The organism is Flavobacterium eburneipallidum (genome assembly GCF_027111355.2).
GTDB classification, from domain to species: domain Bacteria; phylum Bacteroidota; class Bacteroidia; order Flavobacteriales; family Flavobacteriaceae; genus Flavobacterium; species Flavobacterium eburneipallidum.
In genome coordinates this window covers 2821433-2835669 of record NZ_CP114291.2, presented here as the reverse complement: position 1 = coordinate 2835669, position 14237 = coordinate 2821433, and the positions used below count along the sequence as shown (strand labels likewise).

Sequence of the window (14237 nt, the reverse complement as noted above, 5' to 3'; positions counted from 1 at the left end):
GGATTTAAAGTAGTTAAATTCTTATGGATTATCACAGGAAAAAATCAGCGATTATCAGTTAAATCCGTGTCATCTGCGTGCCATTGTTTGTAAATTTGAATCCAATGTGTTACTTTTTTAAGAGAACAATAAATGTTAAATTAGTGATAAGTATCAGGTTGTTTTGGCTTTAGAATGATTAAATTTGAGAGAAATACAATAAATCTAAATGAAATGAAAAAGATATTATTCCCCACCGATTTTTCTGAAGCAGCCAACAATGCTTTTATCCACGCTTTAGAATTTGCCAAAAATGTGAATGGCGAACTTCTTTTACTTCACACATTTGAATTGCCCATTTACGACGATCATTTTTTTCCTGAAAATTATGCTTCCATTTACAGTTCTATAGAATTAGCTAATTTTGAACGATTCAAAGAAGAAGTTCCAAAACTGAAAGCCATTGCTGCAAAACGAAATTTGCAAGATATCGTCATCAATCACCGCTTGATGGATGGCGATTTGTTGTACAATATCAAGTCAGTGGTTGCTAATGATAAAATCGATTTTGTAATTATGGGAACTAATGGAAATTCCGATTGGAGTAGCTATTTCTTGGGATCTAATACAGAGTCGGTTATTTCAGGAGTTGAAGTTCCTATTTTGTGCGTTCCTGTAGATGCTGCGTTTAAGAAAATAAGAGCCATTGGTTTCACTACTCGTTACCGTGAAAAAGACAAAATGGAACTTCGCAAAGTTTTGAAAATAGCCAAGAAAACCAATGCTAAAGTACGCAGTTTGTATGTGAAAACTACTAATTCTGATGTTTTAGAAACTACTATCAAGGAATGGGAAAAAGAATTTGCGAATGAAAATGTCGAATTTTTAATCTTGCCAAGCGATGAGGTTAAAGAAACCATTTTAGATTTTGTACTTTATAAAGACATTGATATTCTTGCCATGATAACCCACAAACGTTCCTTCTTTGAAAGCCTTTTTGACGCCAGTTTTACCAAAAAAATTACCAAAGAAGTTTCTGTTCCAATTTTGGTCATGCACGAAAACTAAATTCTGTGAATTGCGATTGTCATTTTACACCAAGGCATTTGTTAAAAAAAGAGTCACACACCAATTCCACAAATTGTCACGAAGAGTAAATTTTAAAAATTTCACAAATTCATAAAACTGATGTAATTCGGGATAATTTGTATAATTCGTGTCGGATGATTTTAAATGAGAATGCCATGATTTTGCAACCGTAAAACCTATATTTGCGTTTCATTAAATAGTGAAAATGGAGTTTTATAAAAATAAGGTTACCGATTATAAAGAAGCATTACGTAAAATCAATAAAAAATACAATAGCATTAGTTTGCTACGCCTCTTGAGTATCTTTTTCTGTTTGTTTTTGGTGTTTTATTACATTAAAACTAACGAAATTTTATATTTGGTTTTGGCGATTGTATTTTTTGTTGGTTTTGTTTTTTTGATGCGCTTGCACACTCGATTGTCTTTTCAAAAACAGTTGACTTCCGCTCTTTTAAAAATCAATGAAAACGAAATTTCATTTCTAAAAAGAGCAAAAAATCCTTTTGAAAACGGTGTAGAATTCAATGATTTTCAGCATTCTTATGCGTATGATTTAGATATTTTTGGCGAACATTCCTTGTTTCAAAATTTGAATAGAACAGCCACTTTCATTGGCAAAAAAACACTTGCCAGCCAATTGTTGACTTTGAATTCGAATGAAAAAATACACGAAAATCAAGAAGCGATACAGGAACTCAAATCCAAAATAGATTGGCGACAAGATTTTCTAGCATTAGGAATAATCACGAATGATTCGAAAGAACAATTTCAGGAATTATTACACTGGAATCATCGAAAAAGTATCCCTTTTTCTAAAAGCATGATGCTGTTAATTTATGCCGTTCCTGCTGTATTGGCAGGATTAATTTTGGGGTATTTTATAACTCATTATAATTTTTTGTTGTCTTATGCAGGTTATGTTTTCATAATCAATTTGATGATTCTCGGAAAGTTTAGAAAACAAATTCAAACTGAAATTGCCAATACGTATTCAATAGACACTATCATTAATCAATACAGTTTGTTGTTACAAAAAATTGAAAACGAAAGTTTTGAATCTTCTAAATTAGTAAGTCTTCAAAAGCAATTGTATTTTAAGGAAGCAAAAGCAAGTACTTATCTAAAAGAATTATCGGAATTATTTTCTAAAATGGATTCGATTGCCAATGTGGTAACAGCTGTTTTGTTTAACGGCACTTTTTTATACAATTTACATATCCTGAAAGCTTTAATCAATTGGAAACACACGCATCAGCAAACGCTTGAATCTTGGTTAGAAGTCATAGGCGAATTCGAAATGTTGAATAGTTTGGCTAATTTGGCGTATAATAATCCTGATTTTGTTTTTCCAGAAATCAATTCCGACTATAAAATCAGTTTCTCTAATTTAAGTCATCCGTTGCTGAATCCTGAAACTAGAGTAGGAAACGATACGCATTTTTATCCGCAATCTTTTGTGATTTTGACGGGTTCGAATATGTCTGGGAAAAGTACTTTTCTACGAAGTTTGGGAATTAATATGGTTTTAGGCGGCATTGGTTCGGTGGTTTGCGCTTCCAAATCGACGATGCATCCTTTACCTGTTTTAGTTTCGATGCGATTGTCTGATTCATTGTCGGATAGCGAATCCTATTTCTTTGCAGAAATTAAGCGTTTGAAACAAATTATGGATGCTTTAGCAGAAAAGCCTGCTTTTGTGCTATTAGATGAAATCCTGCGAGGAACTAATTCGGATGATAAACGCCACGGAACCATTGAAGTAATCAAAAAAGTAATTGCCAAAAAAGCCATTGGAGCCATTGCCACTCACGATATTGAAGTTTGTTTGACCACCAACAATTATCCCGAAATTTTGACCAATCAATGCTTTGAAGTCGAAATTAAAAACGACGATTTGTATTTTGATTATAAACTCCGCAACGGAATTTGCAAAAACAAAAGTGCTACTTTTTTAATGCAAAAAATGGAAGTGATTTAATTTTAGAATTTAGATTGGTGCGAATATATACTCTACAATCATAAATTAAATTTTGACTTCACTGTTTATACTCTAAACGAACAGTTCGCTCCGCTGGAGCTTGTTTTTGGTGGCACATTGTTTTCTACAAACAGTATGTCCCGATGGGACTAGAAATAGCTCCGTTAGGAGCTAACTGTTTGTAGAAAATAGTATTTTGTTTAATAAAGCTCCATCGGAGCGATCTGTTTGGTATTTATAAAATTTAATCAGACAACAATTCTTTAAAATCTAAAATTACTGCTGAACTTCCTTAATAGTTTGCACAAAAGCTTCAATAGGTTGTGCTCCAGAAAGTGCTTTTTTTCTATCAAATACAAAAAAGGGAACACCTCGGATACCAATTTGCTGGGCTTCGGTAATATCTTTTTGAACGTCTTTTAAGAATAATTTTTCATTGTTTACCACTTCTTTGACTTCTTCATGATTCAAACCTGCTTCTGTTCCTAGTTCGATTAAAGTAGTAGCATCATTCAAATCTCGACCTTCTGTAAAATAAGCTTTGAAGAAAACTTCTTCCATTTCGCTACCCAATTTTTTGGTTTTAGCCAAATGCAAAATACGATGTGCTGCCAACGAATTGGAAACAATAGCTTTATCGAAATGATAGTCCAAACCCACGCTTTTGGCTCGTTCTACAACGCCTTCGTGCATTGCTTTAGATTGTTCCAATGAAATTCCTTTGCGCTCGGCTAAATAGGAGTAAACATCTTGATTAGGTTCTGGTGTGATGGTAGGATCGAGTTGAAAACTTTTCCACACAATTTCAAATTCTTCATTCGGGAATTCAGCCAAAGCAGTTTCCAAATGTCTTTTTCCGATGTAGCAAAAGGGACACATGATGTCCGACCAAATTTCTATTTTCATAAGTCAAAATTACTTAAATGATTTCAAAAGTTTATTTTCTTTAAGAAAAGAATAAGAAAGTTGTTGAGGTACACTAAAAATGCGAATCAAGGATTAGGATTTTTTTTGTGCCTAACAGCACATTTGAATCCTTGATTCGCATTAAAAACAAAAAACCGCAATTTCAATGAAATTACGGTTCTCTAATATAAAAAATGGTTTTGGTTAGTTAACGTATTTTAAATTTTAATACTGTAAACTGCTAGTGCAATCTGAATACTAATTGTTAAGCATTACAGGCATTACCAGCATGGTCACTGTTTCTCCGTCTTCTAATCCGTCAACAGGAGTTAGGATTCCGGCTCTGTTTGGCAATGACATTTCAAGCATAATCATGTCTGATTGTAAGTTGGTCAACATTTCAGTCAAGAAACGAGAATTGTACCCAATTTGCATATCATCACCTTGATAATCACAAGTCAATCTTTCTTCTGCTTTGTTTGAGTAGTCAATATCTTCGGCAGAAATATTCAATTCGGCACCTGCAATTTTCAAACGAATTTGGTGGGTAGTTTTGTTTGAGAAAATCGCAACACGACGCACAGAACTCAAGAATTGAGAACGATCAATCATCAATTTGTTTGGATTTTCTTTTGGGATAACCGCTTCGTAATTTGGATATTTTCCATCAATCAAACGACACATTAAAACATAATTGTCGAAAGAAAAAGTAGCGTTCGAATCGTTGTATTCAATTTTTACTTCAGCATCCGAAGCACCTAAAATACTTTTTAAAATATTTAAAGGTTTCTTTGGCATAATAAAATCAGCTACTTGAGAAGCTGTAACATCAGTTCTGGCATATTTTACTAATTTGTGTGCATCCGTGGCTACGAAAATCAAACCTTGTGGAGAAAACTGAAAGAAAACACCAGACATTACCGGACGTAAATCATCGTTTCCAGCAGCAAAAATAGTTTTGCTAATAGCAGTTGCCAACACATCAGCAGGAACTAAAGTTACCGATGGTTCGTCCAAGTTAACAGATTTTGGAAATTCTTCTCCTGGAGCATACGCCAAAGCATATTTTCCTGAATTGGAACTAATTTCTATTGTGCTATTTTCTTCAACAGTAAAAGTTAATGGTTGTTCTGGAAAAGTTTTAAGGATTTCCAAAAGCAATTTAGCAGGAACAGCAACACTTCCTTTGCTAGTAGAATCAATATCTAAAGTAGCAGACATGGTAGTTTCTAAATCAGAAGCCGAAACCGTCAAGGCATTATTGTCTAATTCAAAAAGGAAATTATCTAAAATAGGTAACGTATTACTACTGTTGATAACGCTTCCTAAAACCTGCAATTGTTTTAATAAGTACGAACTGGATACTATAAATTTCATTTGATGTATTTTATTTTTTGAGGTATAAATTATAATTTATACTAGCTACAAATATATCGTAAACTATTTTAGCTTTTTAAATTTTTTATTAACATTAGTTGCTGTATTTTTTCTTTCGAAGGAAAGTAAAAACCAATCCAAAAAGCACTAAAACCAATATTGGAAGCCCGATAGTTAGGATTTGAGTCGTGGTATAACTTTCATAAACTTTGTCTTTATCCAACAAAGGCAAATCCAAATCCTTACTTCGAATGTTAATAAGTCCACTGTCATCTAATAAATAATTGACACAATTCATCAAGAAATCCTTGTTGTCATACAAATTTCCTGTGCGTTGATCGTATCCTAATTCTACGGGTTGAAAGTTTTTATCCAATTGGTTTCGAACCAAATCACCATCCGAAACGACAATCATTTTGTTTGGTTTTCCAATAGTTTGAAATGCTTTTTGGTCAAAAGGCAAAACACGATTTTCAAAAGCCGAATGAAAGGAGCCTTCCAGCAAAACCGAAAGTGGGATATTTCCCGTGTTCAGATAATGATTCGGCGAAGTTTCTTCTTCCACAATATTCAAATTGATTTCGACTGGAGAACCAATTCGCTTCGAATATTGAGACGATTGTAGTAAAACGGTTTTCTTAATTCCGTTTTTCAAAGTATCAATCGAATTGGCAAAATCGAATTTGATGCCTCCCAAGTTTTTTACGATGGGATGGTCGTTAATGGGATACACTTGTGGAGCAAATTTCCAATTGAATTCCTGATATTGGGTAGCACTTCCTTGTTCGCCAGTAGCTAGTTTTATGGGGCTTCCAGTTTCGTCTTTGACCAAATCAGGGTTAATTCGGAAACCGTATTTGAAGAACATATCATTCAAATTCAAGTCTCTTGGAAATGCCAAAGTCGAACCAGAAACGTTGTATAAACTATCCATTTCCATATTCACTTGATCCACTAGCCACAAGGTTTTTCCACCATTAATAATGAATTGATCCAAGACTTGTTTTTCGGCATCAGAGAAAGTTTCGGTTGGTTTGGCAATAATCGCCAAATCGTATTTTTGCAAAGCTTCTAAACTACCCTTTGGATTTTTGGCAACCGAATCTAAAGTGAATGGGCCAATGTAATAGCTTTCTCTAACTTGTATCAGAAATTTAGCCATTTGCACATCATAAAGTTCTCCATTTCCTTTTATTATAGCGACTTTTTTCTGTTTGGCTTTCGTGATTTTGTTGATGGCATCGGCAATCGAATATTCCAAATGTTGCACCGAAGCAATCACTTTTTCGGTAGTCGAAGCTCCCATAATGTTTTTCAACAGCGGAATATTCACTTCTTTGTTGTTGTAAATCGCAATCGCCCACGGGAAAACCATCTCCTGCGATTGTTTTCCTTTGTCGTCAACGGTGATGTTGATTGGCGTAAGTCCTTTTTGGTACAGATTTTTGATGTTATCCATACTTTCGTCTTCGTTTTCCAAAGGATCAATGAATTCGAAAATAATATTCTTGTTATAAGCCTGAAATTCTTCTAATAAATCTCGGGTTTCGCTTTGCAAACGCTTGAATTCAGGTGGTAAATCGCCTTGTAAATAGATTTTTAAATACAACGGATTTTCAACTTGTTTGACAATATTCAAAGAAGTGGTCGAAAGCGTGTATCTTTTGTCTTTGGTTAAATCAAAACGGTGGAAAAAATAACCGCTTACGATATTTATAACCAATAAAATCCCAATGAGAATCAGTAAATATTGGATGTTTTTTTTCTTGGAAGTCGTCATTACGATTTAATAGATTTTAGGTTATAAACTGTAAATGAAAGAAACAAAATAGTGATGCTCGCAAAATAAACTACATCACGAGTATCAATCACACCACGCCCCATACTTCTGAAATGATCTTGCATTCCGAAAGCGGAAATTAGACCTTGAAAACTCGGTACAATCGCTCCCAAACTCTCGAAACCGAAGTAAAAAAAGAAGCATAAAAACACGGAAACGATAAAAGCTACAATTTGATTTTCGGAAAGGGTAGAAGTGAAAATTCCGATAGCAGAATAGGCTGCAATCAGGAACAATAATCCAAAATAAGAACCCATCGTGCTTCCCATATCGATATTGCCTACTGGAATTCCAAGATCTGAAATGACCCAAACGTAGATTAAAGTGGGAACAATCGCCATAACAATCAGCAAAACCGAACCTAGAAATTTTCCGGAAGCAATTTGCCAAATGCTCAAAGGTTTAGTCAACAACAATTCTAATGTTCCTTGTTTTTTCTCATCCGAAAAGCTGCGCATCGTAACGGCTGGAATCAGGAAAATGAGAATCCACGGAGCCAAACTAAAAAACGGACTCAAATCAGCAAAACCGCTGTTCAAAATATTGTATTCTCCTTCGAAAACCCAAAGGAATAAGCCATTCCCAATCAGGAAAACGGCAATCACCAAATAGCCAATTGGCGAACCAAAAAAGGATTTTATTTCTCTTATTACTATTGATTTCATATCGTCATTGCGAGGAACGAAGCAATCTTATCCTCATTTATCGGTGTTATTGTTTTAAATGTTTGGTTTCAGATTTTGTGATTAGCTAAAATCAAATGTAACATTTTCTCTTAAATAGAATTTTCCTTGAATTTTGGATGTAATTAAATCTCCCATTGTTAAATCGATTCTGTCTGATTGGAATTTTTTTAAAAAGAAATTGAAATTATTAATTTTACTTGAATGTTCTTTAGAAAAAGGTTTAATCAATAGAAATAGAACAAATTTAATAATGAAAAGAGGCAATATTAAAATTTTGAGCAATACTGCACTAGAACCAAATAATTCGCCTTCACTTTCAAAATACTCGTCATAATTAAAATTAGAAAAATCTACGCCGTATTTTGTAATAAAATCTTCTAGCAGGTAACAATTATCATCACCCAAAAAACCTAAATCGTTTGCAATTTTTGATTTATTTGATATTTTTTTTTCTCCAGATTTTTCTTCAAGATATTGTTGTACTTCAAGATAATTCTGTTTTAAATTTTTAAAACTTATTTTTATAATTGTTTTCATAATTAAGTTGCTTTACATCTGAAATCAAAAATTGTTAATCTTCAATCTAAAATTAAAAAAATCAGACAAATTTAATTGTTATGTTATCCCTATAATTCAACCCTAACAAACTATTAGCTGAACCTACTTTGGTTGGATTGCTTTTGAAAATGGCAATTTCCAGAAAACCAGCTTCGTTGAAAACCGCTAATTTCTCGCCTTCATAATTTTTGATGGGTAGCGTTTCCGAAGTAGCAATTGAAGAATAATTGGGTAAAATGGTTTTGATGTTTTTGGTTCGTAATACAATTTCATAAGGTCTGCCTTTGGCCACTTCCAGAAATTGTTTTTTAGAAATATTGGTCACTACATTCCCAAAATGATCAATGTAAATCACGTATCCTTTTATCGAGTTTCCATCATTGGCAGGAACAGCTTGCAAATCGGTTACTTGTTTGATAGATTGTATTTCTTTGCCGATAACGTTGAGCAAACCGCCTTTGGCAATATGGCAAGCCACTTTTACAAAAACATCCAAATCGGTAGCATCACTTGGCAATCGATCGTGTATGTTAATCGAGACTATTTTTTGAGGAACAAATTTTTGGGTCAGCATACTCAAAATACCGTTATCGGCAGCAATAAAATAATGATCGTTCCATTGCATGACGATATGTTGGTTTTCTTTATTCAATTCTAAATCCACGCCAATAAGATGCACCGTCCCTTTTGGAAAACTGGAATAAGCAGCTCCAATAATGTAACTCGCTTCTACTGTGTTGAATGGGTCAATATAGTGCGAAATATCAATAATAGTTGCCTCGGAATATTCAGATAATAGCTTCCCTTTTAGAGCACCAACAAAGTGGTCTTTCAAGCCGTAATCGGTGGTTAGCGTAATTATTGACATAAAATTGTTTATAAATAAAAAGAAAACTAAAGCTAAAACTCATTAAATTTGAGAAACGCAAAGCTAATAATAATAAGCTTATTTATTAATTAAAACTATCTCCATCTTGAACGAAAGAATCATCGAGCTCATAGACATCGCTCCAACAGATTTTTGGGGCGCTCAAGACACTCATCTTGAAACTATTAAAAAATACTATCCCAAATTAAAAATTGTTGCTCGAGGAACCACCCTGAAGGCCTTTGGTGAAAAAGAAGTTTTAGATGAATTCGAGAACCGCTTTAACCGATTGATGCTTCATTTTACTCGTTACAACAACATTGATGATAATGTGATCGAGCGGGTAATTCAAGGAGATATTCAAGAAGACAGAAAAGCTTTTGACAAAGACAAAATATTAGTTCATGGTGTGGGCGGAAAAATCATCAAAGCGATGACGCCTAACCAACAATTGCTGGTTGATACCATGAACAAAAACGATATGGTTTTTGCCGTTGGTCCAGCAGGAACGGGAAAAACTTACACAGGAGTTGCCATGGCGGTCAAAGCCTTAAAAGAAAAGCAAGTCAAACGAATTATTCTGACTCGTCCAGCCGTAGAGGCAGGGGAGAACCTTGGTTTCCTTCCCGGTGATATGAAGGAAAAATTAGATCCCTACATGCAACCATTGTACGATGCGTTGCGAGATATGTTACCTAATGAAAAATTGGAAGATTATATTTTAAAAGGTATCATACAAATTGCACCTCTAGCATTTATGCGCGGACGAACTTTAGATAATGCTTTTGTGATTTTAGACGAGGCGCAAAACACAACGCATTCCCAAATGAAAATGTTCCTGACCCGTATGGGGAAAAATGCCAAATTCATGATTACAGGCGATCCAGGTCAGGTCGATTTACCTCGCAGGACCATATCAGGATTGAAAGAAGCCTTATTGGTTTTAAAAGATATTGATGGAATTGGAATTATTTATTTGGATGATAAAGATATTGTACGTCACCGATTGGTTAAAAAAGTGATTGATGCTTATAAAATGATTGAAAATCACGATTAGAAAGTCAACAATTTAGAATGTTTAAAAAATCGTTTTGTACAAAATGTATAGAACGATTTTTTTGTAAAATGTATTCTGGTGTAACCTTTGTCAAAGTTTAAAACTTTGACAAAGGTGGCAAACTCATTCTTTTGTGAATTTTGGCAGAGCGGTCAAAACAAATTGAAGGAATGTTAATTTAATAATAAACTTGCTTTGTAAAACCCAGTTTAACTCTCGATTCTTTGCTCCTCCAGCCCTAAACCCTTAAATTTGCATTCACAAACATTTAATATGAATTCAAATTTTGCCTCTATAAAAGTTATCGTCACCGATTTAGACGGAACTTTACTCAACCCACAACATATCGTTTCTGATTACACCAAATCTGTTTTTCAAGAACTTCACAAGCAAAATTATCTTATCGTTGTTGCCACAGGCCGTCATCATCTCGATGCGATGGCAATTATTGATACGCTCGAAGTTCCAGTCTATTTAGTAAGTTCAAATGGAGCGAGAGTTCATTCGCCTCAAAAACATGAACTTTTTGCTTTCGATTTAAAAAGCGAAGTGGTAAAAACCGCTTTGAGTGTGGATATCGACCCTGAAATTACGGTTGTTTTATTCAAAGAAAGTGTTTGGCAGACTAATAAATTGAGTGAAAAACTAAACAGTTTTCAAGCCGATTTTAAATACCTGCCTGAATTAGTAGATTACAGTACTTTAGAAGATTTTGGAGCGATAAAAATATTTTTCTCCCACGACAATCACGATAAATTACAAGTTTTAAAAGACAGCATTTTAGCTAAATCGTCTAATGATTTACACCACGCTTTTAGTTTGCCCACTTGTTTGGAATTTATGGACAAATCGATTGATAAAAGTGTAGGGATTCAGAAAATTTTAGAAAAAGAAGGATTTGCATTTGAAGAAGCTATTTCATTTGGTGATGGTTTTAACGATGTTCAAATGTTAGCTGCAACAGGAAAAGCTTTAATTATGGGCAACGCACCACAAACTTTGAAAGAAGCTTTACCTGATTTGGAAATAATTACTACGAACGCCAATGATGGTGTAGCTAAATATCTGGCAGTCAATCTATTTTCGTGATTTAGTTTCAAATATAAAATCAAAATAGAATTCTTGTTTTTGCCTTGAAAATAATCTTAAATTTGCATCCATAAAAAAACAACACAACCGATGAGCAATACAATCACGACTACCAATTTTAATTTTCCGAATCAAAAATCCGTTTACCGAGGAAAAGTAAGAGAAGTTTATAATATCAATGATGAACTTTTGGTTATGATTGCCACCGATAGGCTTTCGGCTTTTGATGTGGTTTTGCCAAAGGGAATTCCATACAAAGGACAAATCCTAAATCAAATTGCGACTAAATTCATGGAATTGACGCAAGATATTGTTCCAAATTGGTTAATTGCTACGCCAGATCCAAGTGTGGCTGTTGGTCATTTGTGTGAGCCTTTCAAAGTTGAAATGGTAATTCGTGGATATGTTTCAGGTCACGCGGCTCGTGAATATGCTGCTGGTAGAAGACAAATTTGCGGAGTAACAATGGCGGAAGGTTTGAAAGAGAACGATAAATTTCCTGAACCAATTATTACGCCAACTACTAAAGCAGATAATGGTTCGCACGATGAAGATATTTCACGTGAGGATATTTTATCAAAAGGAATTGTTAGTGAAGAAGATTATTTGGTTTTAGAAAAATATACAAGAGCTTTGTTTCAACGAGGAACTGAAATTGCTGCCAGTCGTGGTTTAATTTTAGTTGATACCAAATACGAATTCGGAAAAACAAAAGACGGCGTAATTGTTTTGATTGATGAAATTCACACACCCGATTCTTCTCGCTATTTCTATGCTGAAGGATACCAAGAAAGACAAGATAATGGAGAAGAGCAAAAACAATTGTCGAAAGAATTCGTTCGCCGTTGGTTAATTCAAAATGGATTTCAGGGACAAGAAGGACAACAAATTCCAAATATGTCTGACGAATATATCGAAACAGTTTCGGATAGATATATCGAATTATACGAAAATATTCTAGGTGAAAAATTCAAAAAAGCAGACATTTCTAATATTAATGAACGTATTGAGAAAAATGTTTTGACTTATTTGTCTAGTCTATAAGTTTTAAAATTAATAAGTTACAAACCGCATTATCTGTATTTTTAGAGTTGCGGTTTTTTTGTTTTTAAATCTTAAATGTTAATATTAAGTTAAATTTAAGTACTATGTAAAACAAGATACTGTTTTAAAGATATATATTTGCATAGAATATTAATAGATAATCTAATATTTCAAAAAAACAATCAATCAAAAAATCAACAGTTAATTAAAAAACAAGTATCATGAAAAAATCAATCGTTTACCTAGGTGTAGCTTTACTTTCTTTATCAAGTGTAGCTTTAGCTTCAAATCCAAATCCAAATTCTGTGACTACGACTAAAAAAATAAAAGTCGAAGCATTTGAAAACATTTCTCCTTTGAATATGGCTATCTACAAAGGCGATATCGAAACCATCCAAAAAATGATTAAGTATGGAGTTAATATCAATCAAAAATCTAATGGAATGAGTCCGCTGATGTATGCCGCTCGTTACAACAAAGTAGAAATTATCAAAATTTTGTTGGCAAACGGAGCCAATCCTAAAGTAAGAGACGAGAAAGGATTTACAGCCTTGAAACATGCTGAAATTTCTAATGCAAAAGCGGCAGCTCAATTGCTGAAACAAGTTTAATCTATTTTTTTAGTCGGATTATAACCATTAGGGAAATGAAGTACATTAAGATTTATAGTGTTCTTTATTTTCTTAATGGTTTTTTAAAAAAAAGATTGTTCACAACATTTCTAGATAGAACCCAATTATGCTGTTTTCCTTTCGATAAACATTGTAAATTTGCAGTTTTAAACATAGAAAATGCTTCAAATAAAAAATATTTCTTTTACTTATATCGAAAATCCTGTTATCGAGAATATTAGTTTCGAAATTACAAAAGGTCAAAATATTGCCATTATTGGCGAAAGTGGATGTGGCAAAAGTACTTTGCTGAAACTTTTATACGGTTTATATGATTTGGATAATGGCGAAATTCTTCACAATGAAGAAGCGATTCTTGGACCTAAATACAAACTGATTCCGGGCGAAGATTATATGAAGTATTTGGCGCAGGATTTTGATTTAATGCCTTACATCACTGTCGAAGAAAACGTGGGTAAATTTTTGTCTAATATATATCAAGACGATAAAAAAGCTCGTGTTCAGGAATTATTAGCCATGGTCGAAATGACGGAATATGCGAACGTAAAAGCCAAATATTTGAGCGGTGGTCAACAACAAAGAGTAGCCTTGGCAAGGGTTTTGGCATTAGAACCTGAAATACTTTTGTTAGACGAACCTTTCAGTCAAATAGATTCTTTTAGGAAAAATTCCTTACGTCGTAATTTATTCAATTATTTTAAGAAAAAAGAAATCACTTGCATTATTGCCACACATGATAGTACAGAAGCCTTGTCTTTTTCGGATGAAACGATGGTGTTGCAAAACGGCAAACTAATTGCCAAAGGTAGTTCGGTCGCACTTTATGAAAATCCGCCAAGTTTGTATGTGGCTTCTCTTTTTGGGGAAGTGAATCAATTGAAAAAATCTAATTTTGTAGATTTGGAACACGACGAAGATGACGCGTTTGTATTGGCATATCCGCATCAATTGAAAGTAGTTGAGGATGGGAAATTCAAAGCGATTGCTAAACAATCCTATTTCAAAGGAAGTCATTATTTAATCAAAGCAGCCTTCGAACGAAGAGCTATTTTTTTCGAACACTCTTCGGCTCTAGAGTTGAATCAGGAAGTAATTTTGATGATTCAAAAATAGTTGCTGTAATGCTATTATATT

Annotated in this window: 13 protein-coding genes; 7 read left to right on the top strand and 6 right to left on the bottom strand. The window is 33.8% G+C overall.

What is annotated here, in order from left to right:
- The first annotated feature begins 213 nt into the window (after positions 1–213).
- Together OZP15_RS11950 and OZP15_RS11945 are read left to right on the top strand one after the other, a co-directional pair.
- The gene (locus OZP15_RS11950; protein ID WP_269225659.1) at positions 214–1047 is read left to right on the top strand and encodes a universal stress protein; all 834 of its coding nucleotides are present in this window, start codon (positions 214–216) and stop codon (positions 1045–1047) included.
- Positions 1048–1273: 226 nt separating this feature from the next.
- Positions 1274–3046, top strand: coding sequence for a MutS-related protein (locus tag OZP15_RS11945; protein ID WP_269225658.1), 1773 nt, complete (start codon positions 1274–1276; stop codon positions 3044–3046).
- Positions 3047–3322: 276 nt separating this feature from the next.
- Here the strand turns inward: OZP15_RS11945 and OZP15_RS11940 are convergent, their stop codons facing one another.
- From OZP15_RS11940 to OZP15_RS11915, 6 genes are all read right to left on the bottom strand, one after another.
- On the bottom strand, positions 3323–3952 hold the full coding sequence (locus OZP15_RS11940; RefSeq protein WP_281336214.1) for a DsbA family oxidoreductase: 630 nt from the start codon (positions 3950–3952) through the stop codon (positions 3323–3325).
- 258 nt (positions 3953–4210) lie between these two features.
- Complete coding sequence (dnaN, locus tag OZP15_RS11935) at positions 4211–5329, bottom strand: DNA polymerase III subunit beta (protein WP_269225656.1); 1119 nt, start codon at positions 5327–5329, stop codon at positions 4211–4213.
- Positions 5330–5423: 94 nt separating this feature from the next.
- The gene (gene gldG / locus OZP15_RS11930) at positions 5424–7109 is read right to left on the bottom strand and encodes a gliding motility-associated ABC transporter substrate-binding protein GldG (RefSeq protein WP_281336213.1); all 1686 of its coding nucleotides are present in this window, start codon (positions 7107–7109) and stop codon (positions 5424–5426) included.
- Positions 7109–7834 (bottom strand): gliding motility-associated ABC transporter permease subunit GldF, encoded by a 726-nt coding sequence (gene gldF, locus OZP15_RS11925; RefSeq protein WP_269225655.1) that lies wholly within the window; start codon positions 7832–7834, stop codon positions 7109–7111. Before gldF ends, gldG begins: the two co-directional genes overlap by 1 nt.
- Before the next feature lie 81 nt (positions 7835–7915).
- Positions 7916–8392: a DUF1493 family protein gene (locus OZP15_RS11920; protein WP_281336212.1), complete on the bottom strand. Its 477-nt coding sequence runs from the start codon at positions 8390–8392 to the stop codon at positions 7916–7918.
- A gap of 61 nt (positions 8393–8453) precedes the next feature.
- Entirely contained in the window at positions 8454–9281 is an 828-nt protein-coding gene (locus OZP15_RS11915) for an SAM hydrolase/SAM-dependent halogenase family protein (protein ID WP_281336211.1), read from the bottom strand.
- Positions 9282–9387: 106 nt separating this feature from the next.
- Between OZP15_RS11915 and OZP15_RS11910 the strand changes: the two genes are divergently transcribed.
- The 5 genes from OZP15_RS11910 to OZP15_RS11890 all read left to right on the top strand — a co-directional run bounded on the left by OZP15_RS11910 (position 9388) and on the right by OZP15_RS11890 (position 14216).
- Positions 9388–10338 carry a PhoH family protein gene (locus OZP15_RS11910; protein WP_281336210.1) on the top strand — a complete coding sequence of 317 codons (951 nt, stop codon included), beginning with the start codon at positions 9388–9390 and terminating at the stop codon, positions 10336–10338.
- 273 nt (positions 10339–10611) lie between these two features.
- A complete protein-coding gene (locus tag OZP15_RS11905) occupies positions 10612–11427 on the top strand; it encodes a Cof-type HAD-IIB family hydrolase (RefSeq protein ID WP_269225652.1) in 816 nt (271 codons plus the stop codon).
- Between the two features lie 90 nt (positions 11428–11517).
- Positions 11518–12471 carry a phosphoribosylaminoimidazolesuccinocarboxamide synthase gene (locus OZP15_RS11900; protein WP_269225651.1) on the top strand — a complete coding sequence of 318 codons (954 nt, stop codon included), beginning with the start codon at positions 11518–11520 and terminating at the stop codon, positions 12469–12471.
- A 221-nt stretch (positions 12472–12692) separates the two neighbouring features.
- Complete coding sequence (locus OZP15_RS11895; RefSeq protein WP_269225650.1) at positions 12693–13082, top strand: ankyrin repeat domain-containing protein; 390 nt, start codon at positions 12693–12695, stop codon at positions 13080–13082.
- A 180-nt stretch (positions 13083–13262) separates the two neighbouring features.
- Complete coding sequence (locus OZP15_RS11890) at positions 13263–14216, top strand: ABC transporter ATP-binding protein (protein ID WP_281336209.1); 954 nt, start codon at positions 13263–13265, stop codon at positions 14214–14216.
- The last annotated feature ends 21 nt before the right edge of the window (positions 14217–14237 follow it).